Consider the following 24,125-nt stretch of genomic DNA (forward strand, 5'->3'; position numbering starts at 1 on the left):
AAAGCGAGACAGGGCTGCGCATGAAAAGGGCCGGCGCGCCGCGCCAGCCCTTGCGCAGGCATCAGCCGGCGCTGTGCTCGACCAGCATCAGCGCATCGAGCGCCACCACGCCCTGCCCTTCGGGCAGCACGATGACCGGGTTGAGGTCGATCTCGCGGATGGCCGGCGTGCCGCGCAGCACCTGGCCCAGGCGCACGATGAGTTCGGCCAGCGCCTGGCGGTCCAGCGCCGGGGCGCCACGGTAGCCGTGCAGCAGCGGCGCGCCCTGCAGGCGGTCCAGCTCGCGCAGCACCTCGCTGGTGGACAGGTCGGCGTCCAGCAGGCGCGCGTCGCGCATGATCTCGGCCGTCACGCCGCCCAGGCCCGCCAGGATCACGGGACCCCACTGCGGATCGTTGCGCGCGCCGATGATCATCTCCAGGCCACGCCGGCCCATGGCCTCGACCAGCACGCCGTCCAGCGCAATGGCGCTGTCATAGGCGGCCACATTCGCATGCAGCCGGCTCCAGGCCTCGCCCATGGCCTGCGCATCGGCAATGTTCAGGATCACGCCGCCTGCATCGCTCTTGTGGCTGAGGTCGGCCGACTGCGCCTTGAGCGCCACGGGCCAGCCGATCTCCGCCGCAATCGCCACGGCCTGCTCGGCCGAGGTGGCCAGGCGGCCCTTCGCAAACGGCACGCCGGCCTGGGCCAGCACGGCCTTGGATTCGTACTCGGGCACCACCGTGCGGCCTGCGGGCAGAGCCAGTGCGACGGGCTGGGCATCGGTGCACTCGAAACTGCGCTCGCTGAAGGCGGTCAGGCGCTGCACGGCGCGCAGGGCACGCTCGGTGCTGGGGAAATACGGCACGCCCAGCGCACGCATCTCGGCGATGAACTCGGCAGGCACGGCCGCGCCCTCGTCCAGGCCCGCCACGATGACGGGCTTGGCCGGCCGCAGCTCGCGCACGGCGCGCAGCACGGGCGGCATCTTGATGCCGCAGGTCACCGGGTCGCCCTGGATAAGGCCGACGATGATGGTGGAAAAGCGCGCATCGCCAAACAGCGCATCCAGCGTGCGGAAATACAGGTCCGGCTCGACCAGGCCCTGGGCCGTGAGGTCCAGCGGGTTGCTCACGCCCACGAACTCGGGCAGCGCAGCCCGCAGCGCGGGCGAGTCGTCGTCGCCGATGGCGGGCAGCGCCAGGCCCAGCTCCTCGGCCCAGTCCAGCGTCAACGCCTTGAAGGCACCGGACTCGCCCAGCACGGCAACTCCAGCTGCAGCTGCTGCACCGGCTGCACCAGCCGATGGCAGCACCGGGCAGCGGATGGCGATCTCGGCGATGTCGCCCAGCTCCTCCAGCGTCTCGGCAAACACGGCGCCTGCGCGTTCCAGCTTGGTGCGCATCAGCGCATAGTCGCCGGCCATGGCGCCGGTGTGCGTGGCGGCCGAGGCGCGCGCCGCGCTGCTCTTGCCCGGATGCAGCAGCACCACCGACTTGCCCAGGCTGCGCGCACGGGCCACGGTGGCCAGAATGCGCCCGGGCTGGCGGAACTGCTCGACGATCATGGCGACCACGCGCGTGGAAGGCTGCTCCAGCAGGAAGTCCACATAGTCCTCGGCATGGCTGGCGGCCTCGTTGCCCGTGGAGATGGCGTGCGACAGCGGCAGCGCGCGGCTGGCCAGCGTGGTGCACAGCACGGTCATCATGGCGCCGCTTTGCGAGACCACGCCAATGGCGGGCCGCGCGGCATCGACCTGCTGCGCGTCGATATTCACCTCGACAAAGGTCAGCGGCACGCGCTGCAGGTAGTTGATGCAGCCCAGGCAGTTGGGGCCCTCCACCACCATGCCGGCCTCGGCGGCGATGCGTGCGATCTCGCGCTGCTCGGCCATGCCGCGCTCGCCTGCCTCGGCAAAGCCGGCCGAGAAAATCACCACCGCGCCCACGCGCCGCGCCGCCAGCGCGCGCACCGTGTCCAGCACAAAGGGCTGGGGGATGGCCAGCACGGCCACGTCAACGCCCTCGGACAGCTGGTCCACCGAAGCCAGGCAGGCCCGGCCGGCGATCTCGCTGCGCTTGGGATTGATCAGGTGGATGTCGCCAGCGAAGCCGTTGCGCTCCAGATTGCCCAGCACCGATGCGCCCAGCGCACCCGGCGTGGCCGAGGCGCCGACAATGGCGATGGAACGCGGCCTCAGCAGCCTGCCGATGTCGGGCCGCACGGCGGCCGCCATCTCTGTCGTTGTCATTCTTGTCTCCAATGATTAAAGCTGGGAGGCCTACCGCGCGTGGTGGACGCTGCCCAAGCGAGGGACACCGAGGAAGGGCCTAAGCCGGCCGCGCCGCCCCGCACTGAGGGTGTCGTCCCCCTCCCTCGCGAAGCGAGTTAGAGAGGGGGAAGGCGCGAAGCGCCTCAGGGGGTGACTTGCTTGCTCAAGTCGTAGGTTCCGAGACCTGGCTTGTAGGTCTTGTCGTCCAGGAACTGGCGCATGCCTTCCTTGCGGCCTTCGTTGTCGAAGCTGTTGGCGGCTTCCTGGGCACGCACCAGATAGTCCTCGGCGTTGTCGTAGCTCATGTCGCGCACGCGGCGGATGGCGTCCTTGGTGGCCTTCAGGGCGATGGGGTTCTTCTGCAGCAGGGCCTCGGCCACTTCGGTGACGCGGGCCTGCAGGCGGTCGGCCGGCAGGGATTCGTTGACCAGGCCCCACTCGGCCGCCGTGCGGCCGTCGATGTTCTCGCCGAGCATGGCGTGGTACATGGCGCGGCGAAAGGACAGCAGCTCCACCGCCACCTTGGAGGCGCCGCCGCCGGGCAGGATGCCCCAGTTGATTTCGGACAGGCCGAACTTGGCGTCATCCGAGGCAAAGGCCAGGTCGCAGGCGAACAGCGGGCCGTAGCCGCCGCCGAAGCACCAGCCGTTGACCATGGCGATGGTCGGCTTCTGGAACCAGCGCAGGCGGCGCCACCAGCCATAGCTCTCGCGCTGGGCCTTGCGGGTGCCGGCCAGGCCCGTGGCCTCGGTCTCGCGGAAGTATTCCTTCAGGTCCATGCCGGCAGTCCAGGCCGTGCCCTCACCGGCCAGAACGACCACGCCCACGTCGTCACGGAACTCCAGGTCGTCGAGCACGCGCATCATCTGGCGGTTGAGCTGGGGGCTCATGGCATTGCGCTTTTCGGGGCGGTTGAATTTCACCCAGGCCACGCGGCCTTCGACGGTGCAGGACACGGTCTGTTCTTCGGTACGTTCGGTGCTCATTGCGCTTCCTTGTGCAAAAGGGAAATGGGAGGTTGGACACCGATGCTTCGGATCCATAATCGTTATGATAAATAACTATTATTCGACATAGCAATACAGCGTTTACCCTAGGCCGGTCACCACCCAGACCGGTGGCGATGCGAATGCTTCTGCGTCGCGCATGCATGCAATGCGCGGCCCGCGGGGAATTGCGGCAGGCGTTTTGGCCGATCCGGGGGTTCACGCGATACTTGCGGTGTTCAACACAGTCAGGAGAAGAAGAACATGCAAGGCCAGCCAGAAGTCATCGAATGCCTCATAGAGCTGCTGCGCGGCGAACTTTCCGCACGCGACCAGTACTTCATCCACTCGCGCCAGTACGAGGACCAGGGCTTGCTGCGCCTGTTCGAGCGCATCGGCCATGAGATGGAAGAGGAAACCCAGCACGCCGACGCCATCCTGCGCCGCATCCTGTTCCTGGGCGGCCGCCCCGACATGCGCCCGCATGAGTTCACGCCCGGCGAGACCGTAGAAGAGATGCTGCGCAAGGACCTGGCCACCGAATATCGCGTGCGCGACAGCCTGCGCTCGGCCATGGCCCTGTGCGAGCGCCACGGCGACTACAACAGCCGCGACCTGCTGCTGGCCCAGCTGCGCGACACCGAGGAAGACCACGCCTACTGGCTGGAGAAGCAATTGGGCCTGATCGAGAAGATCGGTCTGCCCAACTACCTGCAAAGCAAGATGGGCGAACCGGCCTGAATGAAGCTCCCCCTGAGGCGCTTCGCGCCTTCCCCCTCTCTCGCTTCGCAGGAGGGGGACGACAGCCTCGCGGCGGGGCAGCCCTTGCTCGCTGTCCCTTGTTTTGGCCGCGCCAGTTTTTCAGGCACTTCCCATAAATGAGAGTGGGCTGTTTGCTCCACGATGAAAACCCGAACCGGCAGCCACGATGAAACGGCAAGCCGGTCGCCCCACGATGAAACAAGAGCCCTCGAGGGCCTGAGAGAAGAGAAAAGAAAAAGGGATGGAAAGCCGCAAGGCCTTCCATCCCTTTTCATTTCCATCGGGTGCGCACCGCCGGGCGGCGGTGCAGCCCGGTGTCAGTCGTCCAGCAGCGACAGGTCGCGCACGGCGCCCTTGTCGGCCGACATCACCAGCTTGGCATAGGCCTTGAGCGCGGCCGAGACCTTGCGCGGGCGCGGCTGGGCGGGCTTCCAGCCCTTGGCATCCTGCTCGGCGCGGCGGCGGGCCAGTTCCTCGTCGGAGACCAGCACGTTGATGCTGCGGTTGGGAATGTCGATGCGGATGCGGTCGCCGTTCTTCACCAGACCGATGGCGCCGCCAGCGGCAGCTTCAGGAGAGCAGTGGCCGATGGACAGGCCCGAGGTGCCGCCCGAGAAGCGCCCGTCCGTCAGCAGCGCGCAGGCCTTGCCCAGGCCCTTGGACTTGATGTAGCTGGTCGGGTACAGCATTTCCTGCATGCCGGGGCCGCCCTTGGGGCCTTCGTAGCGCACGATGACGATGTCACCGGCCTTGACCTTGTCGTCCAGGATGTTCTGCACGGCCTCGTCCTGCGACTCGGTCACGTGGGCCGTGCCCTCGAACACATGGATGCTTTCGTCCACGCCGGCCGACTTGACCACGCAGCCGTCCAGGGCGATGTTGCCCGTCAGCACGGCCAGGCCGCCCTCCTTGGAGAAGGCGTGCTCGTAGGAGCGGATGCAGCCTTCTGCACGGTCCAGGTCCAGGCTGGGCCAGCGCGTGTTCTGGCTGAAGGCCACCTGGGTAGGGATGCCGGCCGGTCCTGCCAGGTAGAAGTGCCGCACGGCTTCGTGCTGGGTGGTGGTGATGTCCCACTGCGCAAGGCCTTCGCCCAGGGTCTTGGCGTGCACGGTGGGCACGTCGGTGTGCAGCTTTCCGGCGCGAGCCAGCTCGCCCAGGATGGCGAAGATGCCGCCGGCGCGGTGCACATCCTCGATGTGGTACTTCTGCGTGTTGGGCGCGACCTTGCACAGCTGGGGCACCTGGCGCGAGAGGCGGTCGATGTCGGCCATGGTGAAGTCGATCTCGGCTTCACGGGCAATGGCCAGCAGGTGCAGGATGGTGTTGGTGGAGCCGCCCATGGCGATGTCCAGCGTCATCGCGTTCTCGAAGGCCTTGAAGCCCACCGAGCGCGGCAGCACGGATGCGTCTTCCTGCTCGTAGTACTCGCGGGCCAGCTCGACGATGCGGCGGCCGGCGCGCTTGAACAATTCCTCGCGGTCGGCATGTGTGGCCAGCACCGTGCCGTTGCCGGGCAGGGACAGGCCCAGGGCTTCGGTCAGGCAGTTCATGGAGTTGGCGGTGAACATGCCCGAGCAGGAACCGCAGGTGGGGCAGGCCGAGCGCTCGACCTGGGCGACCTGCTCGTCGGTGTAGTTGGAGTCGGCCGCGATCACCATGGCATCGACCAGGTCCAGCTTCTTGAACTCCAGCGTGTGCGTGGTGGGATTGGCCAGCTTGGTCTTGCCCGCTTCCATGGGGCCGCCCGAGACGAAGATCACGGGAATGTTCAGCCGCATGGCGGCCATCAGCATGCCGGGGGTGATCTTGTCGCAGTTGGAGATGCACACCAGCGCGTCGGCGCAGTGGGCGTTGACCATGTACTCCACCGAGTCCGCGATGATGTCGCGGCTGGGCAGCGAGTACAACATGCCGTCGTGGCCCATGGCGATGCCGTCGTCCACGGCGATGGTGTTGAATTCCTTGGCCACGCCGCCTGCGGCCTCGATCTCGCGCGCCACCAGCTGACCCAGGTCCTTGAGGTGGACGTGGCCGGGCACGAACTGCGTGAAGGAATTGGCGATGGCGATGATGGGCTTGTCGAAGTCGCCATCCTTCATGCCGGTGGCACGCCACAGGGCGCGCGCACCAGCCATGTTGCGGCCGCCGGTGGAAGTCTTGGAACGGTATGCGGGCATGGGCAATCCAGTTGTCTGTCGTCTCGGTCCGTCCCTGGTCCTGTGGGGAAGGCCAGGGTCTGGGCGAAGATTATGGCGCAGCACCCGCCGCACCGCTGGGGCGCAGGAATGCCCCGGCCGGCGTGGACCGCCCCTTTGCAGACCCCAGGCATCGCCTGCGGCGAAGCCTGCTGCGCAATTCAGATCCGATCAGCGGCGCGAACGCGTGCCCGTGCCCATGGCTTCCTTGTTCTTTTCGATGCGCTTCAGGCGCCGCTGCTCGATCTTGTCGGCCGCGCGCCGCTTGGTGTAGCCAGACATGTCCGCCCAGGCCCACCAGGCCGCCGTCAAGCCATAGGCGCCCAGGATGACGTACCACGACCAGGTGGCGACAGGTTCGATCTCGGCCAGCTTGAGCAGGGTGAGCAGGACCGCAATTCCCAACAGATACATCACTTCTCCTTCGCCACAAAGCGCTTCACACGAGGTAACGCATCACGCATGCGCGCCTACTACAATGGTTCGCATAATTATTCCCGACAACACCCCAGGAACTCATGATGAAGCAGACATTGATCGCATTTGCCCTGACCGTCGCCGCCGTGGCCCCCGCCATGGCCGACCAGGCACTTGCCACCTCCAAGAACTGCATGGCATGCCACGCAGTGGACAAGAAGCTGGTGGGCCCCTCCTACAAGGATGTGGCCGCCAAGTACGCCGGCCAGAAGGACGCCGTGGACAAGCTGGCAGGCAAGATCATGAAGGGCGGCAGCGGCGTCTGGGGCCCGGTTCCCATGCCCGCCAACCCCCAGGTCAACGAAGCCGATGCCAAGAAGCTGGCCGCCTGGGTGATGTCGCTGAAGTAGGCTCCGCCTTTCTTTCGGGGCCCCCGCCTCAGGGCCCGCAAAAAAAAACCGCGCAACGCAAGTCGCGCGGTTTTTTCATGGTCCGCCGGTGAATCCGGGCCCGGCCCCCTTACCTGTAGTCCGCAGCGCCCGTGCCGGGCTGCTGGTGCAGGCGTACCTGCTGCTCCAGCTGCCCCACATAGGCGGCCGTGCTGTTGTCCGACTCCTGGGCGCGCTGCACCAGATGGGCCTCCAGCGCATCCAGCCGCGCCATCAGCACCTCCTTGTCACGCGCATGCAGGTCTTCCAGCACGGTGCGAAGCTCGGTGAAGCGCGAGGCCTCGGCCTTGTCGGCCAGGTCGCGCTGGGCCTGCATTTCCTTGGCGTGTCGGCGCGCCTCCATCAGCACCGAGCCCTGTAGCCACAGCACATAGGCGACGAAGAACACGCCCAGCAGGCAGGTCAGCGCCAGCATCAGCACGCCCAGCGGCGCCTGGACATCGGTGACGCCCAGCGACACGACGGATGGCGCGGCCAGCGTGTTCCAGTTGAATGCCGCCAGCAACGCGATCAGGGCCACGGTGACCAGCAGCGACAGGGTTCTCAGATTCATGGTGAAAGGCCTCCCTCGGCAGTGGTGAAAGCAACAGCTTCGGTTGTACCGCAACCATCATGCCTGAGCTGTCGGCCCACACAAAATAGGACTGCAAGACAGGGCGCCGCCCGCAGTCCGGCCAAGAAAAAACCGGAGCCAGGGCTCCGGTTCTTCATGGCGGTCGTGTCGGACCTCAGTTCGTCTCGGCCAGCTGGTCGAGGATGGCCGGGTTCTCCAGCGTGCTCGTGTCCTGGGTGATGGCCTCGCCCTTGGCAATCGAGCGCAGCAGGCGGCGCATGATCTTGCCGCTGCGCGTCTTGGGCAGGTTGTCGCCAAAGCGGATGTCCTTGGGCTTGGCGATGGGGCCGATTTCCTTGGCCACCCAGTCGCGCAGCTCCTTGGCGATCTGCTTGGCTTCCTCGCCCGTGGGGCGTGCCCGCTTCAGTACCACGAAGGCGCAGATGGCCTCGCCGGTCAGGTCGTCGGGGCGGCCCACGACGGCGGCCTCGGCCACCAGATCCGTCTTGGCGACCAAGGCCGATTCGATCTCCATCGTGCCCATGCGGTGGCCGGAGACATTGAGCACGTCGTCGATGCGGCCGGTGATGCGGAAGTAGCCCCGGTCCTCGCTGCGCACGGCGCCGTCGCCTGCCAGATAGGTCTGCCCGCCGAGTTCGGCCGGGAAATAGCTCTTCTTGAAGCGCTCGGGGTCGCCCCAGATGGTGCGGATCATGCTGGGCCAGGGCTTGGTGACCACCAGCAGGCCGCCTGCGCCGTTGGGCAGTTCGTGGCCGGTCTCGTCGACGATGGCGGCCATGATGCCCGGCAGCGGCAGCGTGCACGAACCCGGCACCAGCGGCGTGGCGCCAGGCATGGGTGCGATCACGTGGCCGCCGTTCTCGGTCTGCCAGAAGGTGTCCACGATGGGGCAGCGCTCGCCGCCCACATGCTTGTGGTACCACATCCAGGCCTCGGGATTGATGGGCTCGCCCACGCTGCCCAGCAGGCGCAGGCTGGACAGGTTCCAGTTCTTCGGATGCACGGCGGCATCGCTGTCGGCGGCCTTGATCAGCGAGCGGATGGCCGTGGGCGCCGTGTAGAAGATGGTGCAGCCGTGGCGCTCGATCATCTGCCAGAAGCGGCCCGCATTGGGGAAGGTGGGCACGCCCTCGAACACGATCTGCGTGGCGCCAGCGGCCAGCGGGCCGTAGGCCACGTAGGTGTGGCCCGTGATCCAGCCGATGTCGGCCGTGCACCAGAACACGTCGCTGGGCTTGAGGTCGAAGGTCCACTCCATGGTCTGCTTGGCCCACAGCACGTAGCCGCCCGTGCAGTGCTGCACGCCCTTGGGCTTGCCGGTGGAGCCGCTGGTGTAGAGGATGAACAGCGGGTGCTCGGAATCCACGGCCACGGGCGCGCACTCCGTGCTCTGGCCGGCCAGGATCTCGCCGAAGGTCTTGTCGCGGCCCGCCGTCATGGCACAGGCCGTGGCCGTGCGCTCGTAGACGAAAACATGGCGCACGGCCTCGCAGCCGCCCAGCGCCAGCGCGTCGTCCACGATGGCCTTGAGCGGCAATTCCTTGCCGCCGCGCATCTGGTAGTTGGCGGTGATCACCGCCACGGCGCCCACGTCGACGATGCGTTCCTGCACCGCCTTGGCCGAGAAGCCGCCGAACACCACGCTGTGCGTGGCGCCGATGCGCGCGCAGGCCTGCATGGCCACCACGCCCTCGATGGTCATGGGCATGTAGATCAGGACACGGTCACCCTTTTGCACGCCCTGCGCCTTGAGCGCGTTGGCGAACTGCGAGACGCGCTCCAGCAGCTCGCGGTAGCTGACCTTGGTGACCTCGCCGCCATCGGCCTCGAAGATGATGGCCGTCTTGTGCTCGACGTCCGTGCCCATGTGCTTGTCCAGGCAATTGGCGCTGGCATTGAGTTCGCCGTCGGCGAACCAGCGGAAGAAGGGGGGATTGCTGTCGTCCAGCACCTGGGTGAAGGGCTTGGACCAGACCACGTTCTCGCGCGCCAGGCGGGCCCAGAAGCCCTGGTAGTCGTTCTCTGCCTCGGCGCACAGCGCCTTGTACTGCTCCATGCCGGAGATGCGGGCCTTGGCGGCAAAGTCTGCCGGCGGCGGGAAGACCCGGTTCTCCACCAGTACCGATTCAATGGGGGATGCTGTTGCGGTGCTCATGCTTGCTTGTCTCCTGGGCTGGCCAAATAAAAATTGTGGTGTGACTGTCGGGGGCCGGTCTTACATGCCACTGACTGAAACACCCTTGGGCGCGTCTACCTGGGGATTCCCCGCAGTTCCTGGCTGTCACCGGCAATGGCCTGTTTCGCCGCTAAAATCGCGCGCCCGTTTTCCACGGCCATTGTCCCCTCCCATCCACGCCCCCACGCAAGACAAGCGCGACCGACCACCATGGCCCGCCAGCAAAACTCCAACCGAGCCCCCGGCTCCCCCCTGCGTCCCCTGCCCTCCCTGATCTTCGCCAGCCGCTGGCTGCAGCTGCCGCTGTACCTGGGCCTGATCGCCGCCCAGGGCGTCTATGTCTGGCACTTCCTGCTGGAGCTGTGGCACCTGATCGAGGCCGCCTTCGGCAACCAGGAAGCGCTGCAGGCGCTGATCACCAGCATCGGCTACAAGCACGATGCGCCCATTGGCGCGCTCAACGAAACCATCATCATGCTGGTGGTGCTGGCGCTGATCGACGTGGTGATGATCTCCAACCTGCTGATCATGGTCATCGTGGGCGGCTACGAAACCTTCGTCAGCCGCCTGGGCCTGGACAGCCACCCCGACCAGCCCGAGTGGCTGGGCCACGTGAACGCCTCCATCCTCAAGGTGAAGCTGGCCCTGTCCATCATCGGCATCAGCTCCATCCACCTGCTCAAGACCTTCATCAACGCAGGCAGCTACGACGTCAAGGTGCTGATGTGGCAGACCATCATCCACGTCACCTTCCTGGCCAGCGCCCTGGCCATCGCCTACACCGACAAGCTGATCAACAGCACGGCCGGCAACCACTGAGCCGGCGGCATCCCACACCGAAGCCCCGCAGCGCCAGCCGCTGCGGGGCTTTTTTCATGGGCGGGCGCAGGCACGCTTTTTGCCGCAGATCGGGCTTGAAGCTTTCCTCAAGCTGACGCTTGACCGATTTTATTCATCGATGACAGCATATGCCTTGTGAATCATGATCTCTATGCTCTCATTAAGTGAGCAAATACTGACCGGATTGCAGACCTCAAGGGCTTGAAACAGCCCGAAACAGGTCTTTTCCGGCTCATGCGTTTTGACGCAGTAAAACCTGTTTTATATAATTTCGGCTTCTTTACAACCTGCCAAGCAGGTCATCGGCACCGTCTTCACGGCCTGCCGATCCCTCCGGCGGATCGTTGTGCTCCCGGCACAGCCCCGTCAACCGGGCCGAAACTCGGTCCTGATGTTGTGGGGCATCGCGCTGGCTGATCTTCAGCCACGATGCCCGCCTGAGACACCGCGCGCGCTTGCCGCCGGCTGCTCTCGACCTCTGGCTCTTGCGCACCGCTTCGCGTGCCATCCGAGCCGTCTCGGGTGCTTTCGCACCTGTTTGAATTCCAGCAACGGGGGACGGCCGTCCCCTGCAGCGAACGGCATCAGGGCTTCATTTTTGGCTTGCGCGCCAGCGTCTTCGCCCGTCGAGGACGCTGGACTGTGTTCCATCTCACCCAAAAGGAGAACGCCACAGTGGCCAAGCAGATCATCATCGATCATGTGTTCAAGGTTTTCGGGGACGACCCCAGGACCGCACTCGAGCTCGTCCAACAAGGCCTGAGCAAACAGGAGATCCTGGAGCGCACGGGCCAGTCCATCGGCGTGTTCGACGCCGACTTCACCATCGAGGCCGGCGAGATCTTCGTCGTCATGGGCCTGTCGGGCTCGGGCAAGTCCACCCTGGTGCGCATGCTCAATCGCCTCATCGAGCCCACGGCCGGGCGCATCGTGGTCGATGGCCAGGACATCAATGCCCTGAGCGAGCGCGATCTGCGCGCGCTGCGCCGCAAGGACATCTCCATGGTGTTCCAGTCCTTTGCGCTGATGCCGCACATGACGGTGCTGGACAACACGGCCTTCGGCCTGGAGCTGGCCGGCGCCGACAAGGCCGAGCGCCAGAAGCAGGCCCAGGCCGCGCTGGAGCAGGTGGGCCTGGGCGCCTGGGGCGCCAGCTATCCCGACGAGCTGTCGGGCGGCATGCAGCAGCGCGTGGGCCTGGCCCGGGCGCTGGCGTCCGATCCGTCCATCCTGCTGATGGACGAGGCCTTCTCGGCCCTGGACCCCATCATCCGCACCGAGATGCAGTCCGAGCTGCTGCGCCTGCAGCAGATCCAGCGCCGCACCATCGTCTTCATCTCGCATGACCTGGACGAGGCCATGCGCATCGGCGACCGCATCGCCATCATGAAGGACGGCCAGGTGATCCAGGTCGGCACGCCCGACGAGATCCTGCGCAGCCCCGCCGACGACTATGTGCGCAGCTTCGTGCGCGGCGTGGACGCGGCCTCGGTCTTCAAGGCCGGGGACATTGCGCGCCAGGCCCTGACCGTGGTGTCGGAGCACAGCGACCGCGGCTGCCGCGCCGCCCAGCGCCTGCTGGAAGACTCCGACCGCGACTACGCCTATGTGGTCAACGCGCGCCGCCGCTTCCTGGGCGTGGTGTCCTCGCAATCGCTGCGCGACGCACTGCATGGCCGCCCCGGCATGCTGGGCTTGAGCCACGCCTTTCTGCCCAACGTGGAGCCGCTGTCCGCAGGCACGCCGGTGGCCGAGCTGTTCGGCCCCGTGGCCGCTGCGCCCTGCGCGCTGCCGGTGACCAGCGACGACGGCCAGTTCATGGGCGTGGTCAGCCGCACCACCATGCTGCGCTTCCTGGACCGCGACACGCCGCCCGTGCCGCCGCCGCAGGAGATCGTGCCGCCCGTCACGCTCAACCCGCATTTCCCGGCCTCCAACGCCCCCACCGTCGCGCCGACCGTGGAGCCGATCGAACAACGACAAGGAGATGCCGCATGAGCGATGCAACCAACAGCCTGAACCCGAACACCGCCGCTGCCGCCACCGATCCCTGGGCCGAAGCAGGCGCCAATGCAAACGCAGCCCCTGCTGCCGATCCCTGGGCAGCCGCCTCCACGCAGGCGCCCGCCGATGCGTCGCCCGATCCCTGGGGCGCTGCCAGCAGCGGCGATGCACCGGGCGGCGACTGGCTGGGCGCGTCGGCCGGGGTTCCCGACGACGCACAGGCCAGCCTCTGGCACCAACTGACCACGGACGGCCTGCCCGTGCAGGGCTGGATCAACAGCGGCCTGGAATGGGTGGTCCACCATTTCCGCCCCTTCTTCCAGGCCGTGCGCACGCCCATCGACGGCACGCTGTCGGGCATCACCGATGCCATGCTGGCCCTGCCCTGGCCGCTGCTGATCCTGATCCTGACCCTGGTGGCCTGGCAGTTCGCGGGCCGCGCCATGGCCATTGGCGCCGCCGTTTCGCTGGTGGTGGTCGCCATGCTGGGCATCTGGCCCGAGGCCATGGTGACGCTGTCCCTGGTGCTGACCTCGCTGGTGTTCTGCATGGTCATCGGGCTGCCCGTGGGCATCCTGCTGGCCTCCAGCGACCGTGCCCAGCGCTGGACGCGGCCGCTGCTCGACGCCATGCAGACCACGCCGGCCTTCGTCTACCTGGTGCCCGTGGTGATGCTGTTCGGCATCGGCAACGTGCCCGGCGTGATCGTGACCATCATCTTCGCGCTGCCGCCGCTGATCCGCCTGACCAACCTGGGTATCCGCCAGGTGCGCCCCGACCTGATCGAGGCCAGCCGCGCGTACGGCGCCTCGCCCTGGCAGCTGCTGTGGAAGGTGCAGCTGCCGCTGGCCATGCCGTCCATCATGGCCGGCGTGAACCAGGCGCTGATGCTATCGCTGTCGATGGTGGTGATCGCCTCCATGATCGCCGTGGGCGGCCTGGGCCAGATGGTGCTGCGCGGCATCGGCCGCCTGGACATGGGCCTGGCCACCGTGGGCGGCCTGGGCATCGTGCTGCTGGCCATCGTGCTGGACCGCATCACCCAGGCCATGGGACAGACCACCCGTGGCGGCGCGCGCTGGTGGCACAGCGGCCCCGCCGGCTGCATTGCCCGCCTGCTGGGCGCCGGCAGCAAGCCAGTTCATCGCGGCAGCACCAGCTGAACGCCTTGCCTGCGGCGCGGACGGGCCTTCTGCCGCGCCGCCTTCCCGAAAAACGGCCAGCCCCGCTGGCCGCCCGCTCCCCTTTCATCACACAACGGAGGAACCCGAGGATGATCCAAGCCCTGAACCCCAACCGACTGCAGGCCAACGCACTGCGCCACTGGCTGCGCGCCGGCGCCATCGCCACAGGCATTGCGCTGGCCTGCGCCAGCGCATGGTCGGCCGACGAACAGCCCGGAAAGGGCGTGAAGGTGTTGCCACTGAAGAGCTCCATCGCCGAAGAGAGCTTCCAGACCCTCATCGTCATGAAGGCCCTGGAGAAGCTGGGCTACGACGTGCAGCCCTTCCAGGAGGTCGAGTACCCCACGGCCCACGTGGCGATTGCCAATGGCGATGCCACTTTCCTGGCCACGCACTGGAACCCGCTGCACGCCGACTACTACAAGAACGCGGGCGGCGACGCCAAGCTGTTCCGCAAGGGCGTGTACTCGGACAACGCCGCCCAGGGCTACCTGATGGACAAGAAGACGGCCGACGAATACAAGATCACCAACCTCGGCCAGCTCAAGGACCCCAAGATCGCCAAGCTGTTCGACTCGGACGGCGACGGCAAGGCCGACCTCACCGGCTGCACGCCGGGCTGGGGCTGCGAGGCCGTGATCGAGCACCACCTGACGGCCTACAAGCTGCGCGACACCGTGACCCACAAGCAGGGCACCTACTCGGCGCTGATCGCCGACACCATCTCGCGCTACAAGGCCGGCAAGCCCATCCTCTACTACACCTGGACGCCCTACTGGGTGAGCAACGTGCTCAAGCCCGGCAAGGACGTGGTATGGCTGGAGGTGCCGTTCTCCTCGCTGCCCGGCGAGCAGGCCAAGCTGGACACCAAGCTGCCCAACGGCAAGAACTACGGCTTCGTGGTGAACAAGCAGCAGATCATCGCCAACAAGGCCTTCACCGACAAGCATCCCGATGCCGCCAAGTTGTTCGAGCTGATGCAGGTCCCCGTGGGTGACATCAGCGCACAGAACCACATGATGAGCCAGGGCCAGAGCAAGCCTTCGGACATCAACCGCCATGTGGACGGCTGGATCAAGGCCCACCAGAAGACCTTCGACGGCTGGCTGGAACAGGCCCGCGCCGCAGCCCGCTGAACGCTGCGGGGGAGCCGCGCCAGGCGCTCCCCCGGCTTCCTGCTTCAAAGGCCCGCTTCGGCGGGCCTTTTGAACATGCGCAGGGCGATGGCCGTGACCACCACGCCCGCCACCAGCGCCACCGCATACATGGCCACGTGGGTCACGGCATTGGGAATGGGCGCGACGAAGATGCCGCCATGCGGCACCTTCAGCTCCACCCCCGCCAGCATGGACACGGCACCGGCCACGGCCGAGCCCAGCACCAGGGCCGGAATCGTGCGCAGCGGATCGCGCGCCGCGTAGGGAATGGCCCCCTCGGTGACAAAGGCCAGGCCCAGCACGCCGGCCGAGGCGGCGCTGCCGCGCTCCTCGCGCGTGAAGCGGTCGGCAAACAGGCGCGTGGCCAGGGCCAGCCCCAGCGGCGGCGTCATGCCGGCGATCATGGCTGCAGCCATGGGCGTGTAGACCTGGCTGGCGATCATTCCCGTGGAAAACGCATAGGCGGCCTTGTTCACCGGCCCGCCCATGTCAAAGGCCATCATCGCGCCCAGCAACAGGCCCAGCAGCAAGGCACTGGCGCCCTGCATGCCGCGCAGCCAGGCGCTCAGCCACTGCAGCAGCTCGGCCACGGGCGCACCGACCAGATAGAACATCAGCAGCCCCGTGAACAGGCTGCCCAGCACAGGCAGGATCAGCATGGGCAGCAGGCCCTTGAGCGCCTGCGGCAGCCGGATGTGCGCCGCCATGAAGGCCACGCCGTAGCCGGCGATGAAGCCGGCCGCGATGCCGCCGATGAACCCCGCGCCCATGCTGGACGCGATCATCCCGCCGATCATGCCCGGCGCAATGCCGGGCCGGTCGGCAATGGAATAGGCGATATAGCCGGCCAGCGCCGGCACCATCAGCGCAAAGCCGCCCTTGGCGCCGATCTGGAACAGCGTCCATCCCAGCGTGCCCTGGTGGGCATCGTCATGGACATAGATGCCGCCCAGCGCAAAGGCCATGGCGATCAGAATGCCGCCCGCCGTGACGAAGGGCAGCATGAAGGACACGCCGGTCATCAGGTGGCGATAGGCACCGCCCTGGGTCCGGGCCGGCGTGGGCGCGGCGCTGCCTGCAGCAGCAGCGCCCACGGCGGCACCATGCACGGTGGCTTCGGCCAGCGCCTTGGCGATCAGCCCCGAGCCATCGCGTATGGCCGGCTTGGTGCCGCTGCGCAGCAGCGGCTTGCCCGCGAAGCGCGAGAGATCCACCTCGCGGTCGGCGGCGATGATGACCAGGTCGGCCTCGGCAATCTCCTGCGGCGTCAGCGCATCAAGCGCGCCCACCGAGCCTTGTGTCTCCACGCGCATGGCGTGGCCCAGCGCCGCCGCGCCTCGCTGCAGTCCCTCGGCCGCCATGAAGGTATGGGCGATGCCCGTGGGGCAGGAGGTGACGGCCACGATCCGCTTGCCCGTGCGCTTGCCCATGTTCTCGCCCATGCGCTCTTCTGCGGGACTGGCGGCAGCGCAGCGTGCCAGCACGCCGGCCGGATCATCAAGCGCCTCGCGCAGGCTGCAGCGCTCGACGGCGGCGTGCACGAAGCGGGAGGCATCGGCGGCGGTATCTGCATCGTCATGGGTGCCGGCATCCGCCACGATCAGCAATTGCCCGGCCTGCGCGGCCGCATCGGCCGCATGCGGCCCGATCACGCCGCCGCTGGCGCGCACTTCCACAGCCAAGGGACGCTGTCCGGCCGCATGGCGCAGGGCTTCGGCGGCCAGCAGCGCTTCGGCGTCGTGCCCGGCGGCTGCGATCACCACAAAAAGAGGGTTCATGAGAGCTCCTGAAGAATGGGGGATCACGGCCACTGGCATGGCTCCAGCAGCACGCTGGCAGCCAGGACCTGGACGCGGTTGGCATCGACTTCGCGCGCGGGCGCGGCCTGCAGCCAGGCCAGCGCGCTGGCCGTGGACAGGCGTGCGGTGTCCGCCAGATCCAGTCCGCGCAGCCGCGCGGCCACCATGCCCGCGACCATGGCATCGCCCGCGCCCACGGAGCTGCCGCGTGCCCGCTGCGGCGGCCGCGCGATCACCGCGCCTTGCGCGGTGGCGAACAGCGCGCCCTCCTCGCCCATGGACACGACGGCCAGCCCCAGCCCCCTGTCCAGCAGGCGGCGCGCGGCGGCCAGCAGCGCGTCGCGGCCGTCCAGGCGCAGGCCGGTGGCGGCCTGCAACTCCTCCCGGTTGGGCTTGATGGCCCAGGGCATGGCCGCATGGGGTGCCGCCAGGGCAGCAGCCAGGGGGCCCTCGCTGGTGTCCAGCAGCACGTCGGCACCGGCGGCCACGGCCTGGGCCTGGAGCCGGGCCCAGCTGTCCGCAGGCAGGCCGGCCGGCAGGCTGCCCGATAGCACCACGGCCAGGCCGGGCCGCAGATACCGGGCCAGCGTGGACATGACGGCGTCCAGATGCGCTTCGGCCAAGGCCAGGCCCGGCAGGTTGATGTCCGTGGTCTGGCGTCCGCCGTCGGCCACCAGCTTGATGTTGGTGCGCGTCTGGCCCGGCACGCGCAGGCAGGCGTCGGCAATGCCGCGCTGGGCGAACAAGGCCTCGAACATGCCGGCGTTGTCACTGCCCAGCACGCCCAGCGCGGCCGTGGAAATGCCCAGGCCCGCCAAGGCGGCGGCAACATTGATGCCCTTGCCGCCCGGCGCCTGCACGCTGCCCAGCGCGCGCTGCACCTGGCCGGGCAGCAGCGCATCCAGGGTCACAAGCTGGTCTATGGCCGGGTTCAGGGTCACGGTGATGGCTTGCGGGGCGTTCATGCCGTCACCTCCTTGGCCAGTGCCCGCACCTGCGCGGCATCCTCGCAGCCGAGCGCCCTGTCTGCCAGCGCCTGCAACTGCCGCAGGCTGGCCGCGCGCAGGCCGGCCTTGACACCGGCGATGTCGTTGGGCGTCATCGACAGCTCGGTCACCCCCAGCCCGGCCAGCAGCAGCGCACCGAACGGGTCGCCGGCCAGTCCGCCGCAGACGCCCACGGGGCGCGCGCAGGTGGCAGCGCCCTGCACGGTGGCGCGCACCATCCGCAGCACGGCCGGATTCAGGCTGTCCGCCTCGGCCGCCAGTTGCGGGTTCTGGCGGTCCATGGCCAGCACGTACTGGGTCAGGTCGTTGGTGCCTATGGAGAAGAAATCGGCATGGCGGGCCAGTGCGTCGGCCTGCACGGCGGCGGCGGGCACCTCGATCATGATGCCCAGCGGCAGGACCGGGGCGTCCAGTTCGGCACGCAGCCGTTCGCAGGCCGCGCGCAGCGCCAGCAGCTCCTGCACGCCGGTGACCATGGGAAACATCACGGACAGCCTTGCGCCATCGCGGGCCGCCCGGTACAGGGCGCGCATCTGGGGCTCCAGCAGGTCGGGGCGGCGCAGCAGCAGCCGCGCGCCGCGCACGCCCAGGAAGGGGTTGTCCTCGCGCGGCAGCTCCAGGTGGGCGACCTGCTTGTCGCCGCCGATGTCCAGCGCGCGAACGATCAGCGGCCGGCCCTCCAGCGCCTGCGCCATGGCGCGGTAGGTTTCGTACTGCTCGTCCTCGCCGGGCGTGCTGCCGCGCTCCAGGAACAGGAATTCCGTGCGCATCAGGCCCACGCCCTCCGCGCCCTGGGACAGAGCCAGCGGCACCTGCCCGGGCAGGTTGACGTTGGCGCAGACTTCGATGCGCACGCCATCGGTGGTGATGGCAGGCAGGCTGCGCTGCGCGGACACGCGTTCCTGCAGTGCCTGCTGCTCGGCCATGTGGGCACGCGCCGAAGCCAGGTCCTGCTCCGAGGGATCAAGGTAGATGCGGCCATTGGCGCCATCGACGATGGCCAGGGCCCCATCGGCCATGCCCAGCACGCCGCCGCCTGCCGCCACGGCGGCCGGCAGCCCCAGCGTGCGCGCAAGTATGGCCGTGTGCGAGGTGGGACTGCCCTGCGCCGTGACCAGCGCGGCCACGCGCGCCGTGTCCAGCTGGGCGGTTTCCGAGGGCGAAAGATCGGCCGCGACCAGGATGCAGCCGCCTTCCGGCAGGCCCTCCGGCCCCGCCGCTGCCAGCGAGGGCTGCAGTTGCACCAGCACGCGCCGGCCCACGTCGCGCAGGTCGGCGGCACGCGCGGCCAGCGCGGGGTTGTCCAGCGCCTGGAGACGGGCAGCGCCCTCCTCCACGGCCTGGTCCCAGGCCCAGGCCACGCCGTGGCCCTGGACCATGAACTGGCAGGCGCGCGTGAGGAGACCGGTGTCGCCCAGCCACTCGGCCTGCGCGCTGAAGATGGCCGCATCGCCTTCGCCCAGGCGGCGGCGAGTGTCGTCATGCAGGGCGCGCAGCTGGCCCTGTGTCTCGGCCAGCGCCGCATGCAGCCGCCCGCCGCCCACGCTGAGCGGCTCAGGCAGGTCGGGGATCTCGGCGGCCTCCACACGCCACTGGTGGATGCGGGCCACGGCCAGCCCCGGGCTGGCGCCCAGGCCCACAAAGGCAGGCCGCGCCAGCGGCGGCAGCCAGCCCGTGGCGGGCGATTCGGCCGCCTTGCGCGCAGCGGCGTCGGCATCGGCACGTTCCTGGACCACCAGGGCCTGGGCCACGGCACACAGGCGCTGGACCGCGGCACTGGCATCGGGCCCCTCTGCCGAGACGGTGACCTTGTCGCCTTCGCGCAGTCCCAACTGCAGCAGGCTGGCCATCTGCCGCGCATCGGCCACCTCGCCGCCATGGCGCACCTGCATGCGCGAGGCAAAGCCGCGCGCCGCCTCCGCCCAGCGCGTGGCAGGCCGCGCATGCAGGCCGTTGGGATAGGCAATGGTCCATTCGCACGCCTCGGCCAGGTCCACTGCCGCCGGGCGGGCGGCAGGCGGTGCCGGGTCCGCCTGCCCCTGGAGGACATCGATGACCTGCTGCGCATCGCCGGTGGTGAACAGCGCCTGCAGCCGGGGTGTCTGCAGCAGGCCGGCCAGGCGGCGCAGCAAGGTGATGTGGGCATCGGAGCGTGCCGCCACCGCCACGACCAGATGCACGTTCTGGCCGGCATTCCAATCCAGGCCCTCGCGCACCTGGAGCACGGCCACCGCGTCGCGCAGCACCAGGGCCCGGTCTTCGGCGCGGCCGTGGGGAATGGCCACGCCGTGGCCCAGAAAGGTTTCGGCCTGGGCCTCGCGCGCCTGCATGCCGGCGGCATAGCCAGGGGCCACGCAGCCGCTGTCCTGGAGCAGCCGGGCGGCCTGGTCAATGGCGTCGGCCTTGTCGCGCACCCTGGCGCCCAGGCGCACGGCGATCTGCAGGCCCGCAGAAGCGGTGGGTGCAACCGCCGGGAGGGATGAATGGGCATTGATCATGGCGCGGATTGTGGGAACGTTCCCAACCATCAGTCAATCTGCACTGCAACATAACCTGGCCACAATCCGGCCATACCTCGGCATTTCTTTGGAGTTATCCTCTGCGGCACACCACAACCAACGGGAACGATTGCATTGAGCATCAGCATCAACGATGTGGCCCGTGCGGCCGGGGTTTCCAAATCAACGGTATCGCGCGCGCTGGCGGGCGGCTCGGTCAGCGAAGAAGTCCGGGCGCGGGTCGCGGCCGCCGTGCAGGCCACGGGCTACCGGCCCAATCTGATGGCGCGCCGGCTGCGCGCGCGCGACGCAGGGCCCATGGGCGTGCTGGTGGCCGACATACGCAACCCGTTTTTCACGGCCCTGATCCGCGCGGTCGAGGCCGAGGCCTATCGCCAGGGCCGGCGCGTGCTGTTGTGCAATACCGACGAAGACCCGCAGCGCGAAGCCATGTACCTGCAGCTCATGCAGGAAGAGCGCATCGCGGGGCTGATCTTTGCGCCCACCCAGGCCAGCCTGCACAAGCTCGAGCGCATGCAGCTGGAGTTTCCCGTTGTCCTGGTGGACCGGGCGGGCGCCCCGGCCTTCCATGACAGCGTGGTGCTGGACAACGCCCAGGCCTGCGCCACCCTGGTCAGGCATCTGGTGGAACAGGGCCGCCGCCGTATTGCAGGCGTCTTCGGCAGCACCAGCAGCACGGCGCGCGAGCGCTGCGACGGCTATCTGGCCGCCATGCGCGATGCAGGCCTGGAGCCCGACTTGCGCCAATTGCCCCCGACCAGCGATGCCGCCGAGGCCGAAGTCACGCAATGGCTGCGCCAGCCGCAGCGGCCCGACGCCTTCGTGGCCAGCAACGGCCTGCTGCTGGAAGGCTGCCTGCGCGCGATACGCGCCGCAGGCCTGCGCATCCCCGGCGATGTGGCGCTCGCCGGTTTCGACAACGAGCGCTGGACGGAGCTGGTGGCCCCCGCCATCACCGTCATCGAGCAGCCGATCGACGCCATGGGCCGAACGGCCTTCAGCCTGCTGATGGAGCGGCTGCATGCGCCCGAGCTGCCCGTGCGCAAGGTGGTCATGCAGGGGCGCTGCATCGTGCGCGAGTCCACGCAGGCGATTCGCTGAGCGCGGCTTTCGGGGCCGCCTGCCAATCCCCGCCCCAGGAGGGGGCACATTGGACTTTCAATGTTACAAACAGTCGCAAACAACGGACTTGCACCCATAATCGCTCACAATTTTGTCCCGTTGACCTCATGAACCAGCCCCAACATCCCATCGTCCATGGCACGGAAGACGTGCTGATCAGCCTCTGCAACTCCGTCTCGCGCGTGCTCCAGGTGGCCACGCAGTGCCAGATCCAGTATTCGGGCATGGTGCAGCGCATCACCAAGACCAGCCTCAAGCCCGACATCGGCTGTTTTGTCCTGGTGGACGGCGGCTTTTCGGGCCTGGTGATCATCAACTTCTCGGCCGCCGCCGCCATGGAGCTGTACCGCAGCTACATGCTGAGCATGGGCATGGGCGAGGAGGACCTTGCCAGCTCCTACACCTCCGACGATGTCAGCAACGTCATGGGCGAGCTGATGAACCAGGTGGTGGGCGACTTCACCAGCAAGGTCCAGCGCGAGCTTCAGACCTACATCACGCAAAGCCAGCCCAAGATGATCCGCCTGAACAAGCAGGTCAACCTCAGCGTGGATGCCAACCTCGACTCTCCCGAGGCGCGCCGCGTGACCTTCTACACGGGCAACAACAACATCTTCTATCTCGAGCTGGCCATGGACCGCACGGAGTTCATCAAGGTGGTGGATTTCGAACCGCAGGAGCGCCCCGACCCGGACGCCCTCATGGCGCAGGCCAACGCCAGCGCCCCCGCCGCAGCGCCTGAACCGGCCGGCAGCACGGACACCGACGAACTGCTCAAGTCCCTGGGCATGTAGGCCCCGCCTCCCCTGCGGGGGCCAAAACCCTGACGCCTGCGGATGTATCAGGCGGCTCCGGGAAACGATATCGTTGACATGCAGATAATTGGAATGCCAACTATTTGAATGCCACGATGTCTTCCCTTCCCGACCAGTCCCCGCCCGCGCAAGCCGATGCCGCCAGCGTGCAGCGGCATTTCATGTTCACGCTGGGCCAGGTCAACAAGCAATGGCGCCGCACGCTGGACAGGCTGCTGGCGCCCATGGGCCTGACCCAGGCGCTGTGGATGCCGCTGATGCATCTGGCGCGTTCGCCTGAAGCCATGCGCCAGAAGGATCTGGCCCATTCCCTGGCGCTGGACAGCTCCTCGGTCGTGCGCCTGGTGGACGGCCTGGCCGCCCAGGGCTGGATAGAGCGCGTGGACGACAGCGACCGCCGCGTCAGGAAAATCCAGCTCACGCCAGCCGGCCATGCCCAGGTCGAAGCCGTGCAGGGCCTGCTGCAGCAGGCCCGCGCCCAGGTGCTGGGCGCCGTGCCGCCCGAGGAACTGGGCGCGGCCTACGCCACGCTGCAGCGCCTGCTGGAGGCCATGGCCGCCGAGCCCGCCTGCGACACGGACCTGCCCGACGAGCAGGCTGCCTGAGATGGCTGCCGAGCACTCTTCGCTGCCACCCGCCCAGGACCATACAGCGGCCAGCCGCAAGGCGCCGCTATGGCTGCTGGTGGTCGTGACCATCGTCGGCACGCTGGCCATGCACATGTTCCTGCCCGCCCTGCCCGATGCGGCACGCCAGCTCCAGGCCGGCGCCAGCCAGATGCAGCTGACCATCACGGTCTACATCCTGGGCCTGGGCGTGGGCCAGTTGATCTATGGCCCGCTGTCGGACAGCCTGGGGCGCCGCCCCATGCTGCTGGCCGGACTCATCCTCTATGCGCTGGCCAGCCTGGCGGCCTTTCTCGCCCCGTCCGCCCCCTGGCTGATCGGCGCGCGGCTGCTCCAGGCGCTGGGCGGCTGCGCGGGCCTGGCCCTGGGCCGCGCGATTGCGCGCGATTCGAGCACGCCCGAGAACGCCGTGGGCAGCCTGGCGCTGCTCAACCTGATGATGATGATCGGCCCCGGCATCGCGCCGGCCATCGGCTCGGCCATCGACGACGCCCTGGGCTGGCGCGCCATCTTCGGCACGCTGGCCGTGGTCGGCGGCGTGACGGCCTTCGCCATCTGGAAGCTGCTGCCCGAAACCGGCCAGCCCACGGGCCGCCTGCACCTGGGCACCATCCGCGACGACTACCGCAGCCTGCTGCGCTCGCCGGCCTTCGTAGGCTTTGCCGTGGGCGGCGGCTGCGCCACCACGTCCATCTATGCCTTCCTGGCGGCGGCGCCCTTCGTGTTCATCGAGCAGCTGCATTCCACCAAGCATGAGGTGGCCATCTACCTGGGCCTGCTCATGGGCGGCATGGCCGTGGGCAATGCGCTGGCCCGCCAGCTGATACGCCACTGGCCCCTGGAGCGGCTGATGCTCAACGGCAATCTGCTGAGCCTGGCCAGCGCGGCCATGCTGCTGTTGCTGGCCCTGTTCAACCAGCTCACGCCGGCCATCGTGGTGGGGCTGATGGTGCTGTTCGCGCTGGGTTCGGGCCTGACCAGCCCTGCGGCGCTGGCCAGCGCGCTGAGCGTGCATCCGCGCCTCACGGGCTCGGCCGCCGGTGTCTACGGCAGCACGCAAATGGCCGTGGGCGGCCTGTGCACCTTGGGCGCCAGCCTGGGCAGCAACCCGGCGCTGTCGGCCGCGCTGGCCCTGGTCGTGGCCTGCGTGGTGGGGCAGTTGGGCTTTCGCAGCGCGCTGCGCCACGCGCAGCGCGCGCCCGGCTGAGGGCCATGGTCCCCGAGGCGACGGCCCGGCCG

19 protein-coding genes are annotated in these 24,125 nt (G+C 68.1%); 10 read left to right on the plus strand and 9 right to left on the minus strand.

What is annotated here, in order from left to right:
* Positions 1-61: 61 nt before the first annotated feature.
* Both ACF8ML_RS08120 and ACF8ML_RS08125 read right to left on the minus strand, forming a co-directional pair.
* Complete coding sequence (locus ACF8ML_RS08120; RefSeq protein WP_392406909.1) at positions 62-2,233, minus strand: acetate--CoA ligase family protein; 2,172 nt, start codon at positions 2,231-2,233, stop codon at positions 62-64.
* A gap of 164 nt (positions 2,234-2,397) precedes the next feature.
* Positions 2,398-3,240: a p-hydroxycinnamoyl CoA hydratase/lyase gene (locus ACF8ML_RS08125; protein ID WP_016445183.1), complete on the minus strand. Its 843-nt coding sequence runs from the start codon at positions 3,238-3,240 to the stop codon at positions 2,398-2,400.
* 264 nt (positions 3,241-3,504) lie between these two features.
* On the opposite strand from ACF8ML_RS08125, the gene bfr reads away from it, so the two are divergent.
* A complete protein-coding gene (gene bfr, locus ACF8ML_RS08130; RefSeq protein ID WP_016445182.1) occupies positions 3,505-3,981 on the plus strand; it encodes a bacterioferritin in 477 nt (158 codons plus the stop codon).
* A 338-nt stretch (positions 3,982-4,319) separates the two neighbouring features.
* Here the strand turns inward: bfr and ilvD are convergent, their stop codons facing one another.
* Positions 4,320-6,179, minus strand: a complete 1,860-nt coding sequence (gene ilvD, locus ACF8ML_RS08135; protein WP_392406911.1) for a dihydroxy-acid dehydratase — start codon at positions 6,177-6,179, stop codon at positions 4,320-4,322.
* 189 nt (positions 6,180-6,368) lie between these two features.
* Positions 6,369-6,611: a TIGR04438 family Trp-rich protein gene (locus ACF8ML_RS08140; protein WP_043789629.1), complete on the minus strand. Its 243-nt coding sequence runs from the start codon at positions 6,609-6,611 to the stop codon at positions 6,369-6,371.
* A 107-nt stretch (positions 6,612-6,718) separates the two neighbouring features.
* Between ACF8ML_RS08140 and ACF8ML_RS08145 the strand changes: the two genes are divergently transcribed.
* Entirely contained in the window at positions 6,719-7,024 is a 306-nt protein-coding gene (locus ACF8ML_RS08145; RefSeq protein WP_016445179.1) for a c-type cytochrome, read from the plus strand.
* Between the two features lie 109 nt (positions 7,025-7,133).
* Here ACF8ML_RS08145 and ACF8ML_RS08150 read toward each other — a convergent pair whose 3' ends face one another.
* Both ACF8ML_RS08150 and acs read right to left on the minus strand, forming a co-directional pair.
* Entirely contained in the window at positions 7,134-7,616 is a 483-nt protein-coding gene (locus tag ACF8ML_RS08150) for a LapA family protein (protein WP_133072904.1), read from the minus strand.
* A 175-nt stretch (positions 7,617-7,791) separates the two neighbouring features.
* Positions 7,792-9,792 carry an acetate--CoA ligase gene (acs, locus tag ACF8ML_RS08155; protein ID WP_047327117.1) on the minus strand — a complete coding sequence of 667 codons (2,001 nt, stop codon included), beginning with the start codon at positions 9,790-9,792 and terminating at the stop codon, positions 7,792-7,794.
* A gap of 231 nt (positions 9,793-10,023) precedes the next feature.
* On the opposite strand from acs, the gene ACF8ML_RS08160 reads away from it, so the two are divergent.
* From ACF8ML_RS08160 to proX, 4 genes are all read left to right on the plus strand, one after another.
* Positions 10,024-10,632, plus strand: coding sequence for a TIGR00645 family protein (locus ACF8ML_RS08160; protein WP_016445176.1), 609 nt, complete (start codon positions 10,024-10,026; stop codon positions 10,630-10,632).
* 696 nt (positions 10,633-11,328) lie between these two features.
* Positions 11,329-12,651, plus strand: a complete 1,323-nt coding sequence (gene proV, locus ACF8ML_RS08165) for a glycine betaine/L-proline ABC transporter ATP-binding protein ProV (protein WP_139223856.1) — start codon at positions 11,329-11,331, stop codon at positions 12,649-12,651.
* The gene (proW, locus tag ACF8ML_RS08170) at positions 12,648-13,820 is read left to right on the plus strand and encodes a glycine betaine/L-proline ABC transporter permease ProW (RefSeq protein WP_279492860.1); all 1,173 of its coding nucleotides are present in this window, start codon (positions 12,648-12,650) and stop codon (positions 13,818-13,820) included. The genes proV and proW overlap by 4 nt, the downstream gene beginning before the upstream one ends.
* 110 nt (positions 13,821-13,930) lie before the next feature.
* Positions 13,931-14,977: a glycine betaine/L-proline ABC transporter substrate-binding protein ProX gene (proX, locus tag ACF8ML_RS08175; protein ID WP_016453089.1), complete on the plus strand. Its 1,047-nt coding sequence runs from the start codon at positions 13,931-13,933 to the stop codon at positions 14,975-14,977.
* Positions 14,978-15,021: 44 nt separating this feature from the next.
* On the opposite strand, the gene ACF8ML_RS08180 is transcribed toward proX, so the two are convergent.
* From ACF8ML_RS08180 to ptsP, 3 genes are read right to left on the minus strand one after another with little or no spacing between them, the layout of a single operon-like run.
* Entirely contained in the window at positions 15,022-16,776 is a 1,755-nt protein-coding gene (locus ACF8ML_RS08180; protein WP_047327115.1) for a PTS fructose transporter subunit IIC, read from the minus strand.
* 23 nt (positions 16,777-16,799) lie between these two features.
* Positions 16,800-17,762: a 1-phosphofructokinase family hexose kinase gene (locus ACF8ML_RS08185; protein ID WP_047327114.1), complete on the minus strand. Its 963-nt coding sequence runs from the start codon at positions 17,760-17,762 to the stop codon at positions 16,800-16,802.
* Positions 17,759-20,302, minus strand: coding sequence for a phosphoenolpyruvate--protein phosphotransferase (ptsP, locus tag ACF8ML_RS08190; RefSeq protein ID WP_047327113.1), 2,544 nt, complete (start codon positions 20,300-20,302; stop codon positions 17,759-17,761). The genes ACF8ML_RS08185 and ptsP overlap by 4 nt, the downstream gene beginning before the upstream one ends.
* A gap of 135 nt (positions 20,303-20,437) precedes the next feature.
* Between ptsP and ACF8ML_RS08195 the strand changes: the two genes are divergently transcribed.
* The 4 genes from ACF8ML_RS08195 (at position 20,438) to ACF8ML_RS08210 (ending at position 24,093) form a co-directional block, all read left to right on the plus strand.
* Positions 20,438-21,424, plus strand: a complete 987-nt coding sequence (locus tag ACF8ML_RS08195; RefSeq protein WP_017407260.1) for a LacI family DNA-binding transcriptional regulator — start codon at positions 20,438-20,440, stop codon at positions 21,422-21,424.
* 128 nt (positions 21,425-21,552) lie between these two features.
* A complete protein-coding gene (locus ACF8ML_RS08200; protein ID WP_016445168.1) occupies positions 21,553-22,239 on the plus strand; it encodes a DUF3334 family protein in 687 nt (228 codons plus the stop codon).
* A gap of 116 nt (positions 22,240-22,355) precedes the next feature.
* On the plus strand, positions 22,356-22,865 hold the full coding sequence (locus ACF8ML_RS08205) for a MarR family winged helix-turn-helix transcriptional regulator (RefSeq protein ID WP_016453094.1): 510 nt from the start codon (positions 22,356-22,358) through the stop codon (positions 22,863-22,865).
* A gap of 1 nt (position 22,866) precedes the next feature.
* A complete protein-coding gene (locus tag ACF8ML_RS08210) occupies positions 22,867-24,093 on the plus strand; it encodes a multidrug effflux MFS transporter (protein WP_070080514.1) in 1,227 nt (408 codons plus the stop codon).
* Positions 24,094-24,125: the final 32 nt, after the last annotated feature.

Origin of the sequence: Delftia sp. WSY_10, from assembly GCF_043104705.1 — a bacterium.
Lineage (GTDB): Bacteria > Pseudomonadota > Gammaproteobacteria > Burkholderiales > Burkholderiaceae_C > Comamonas > Comamonas tsuruhatensis.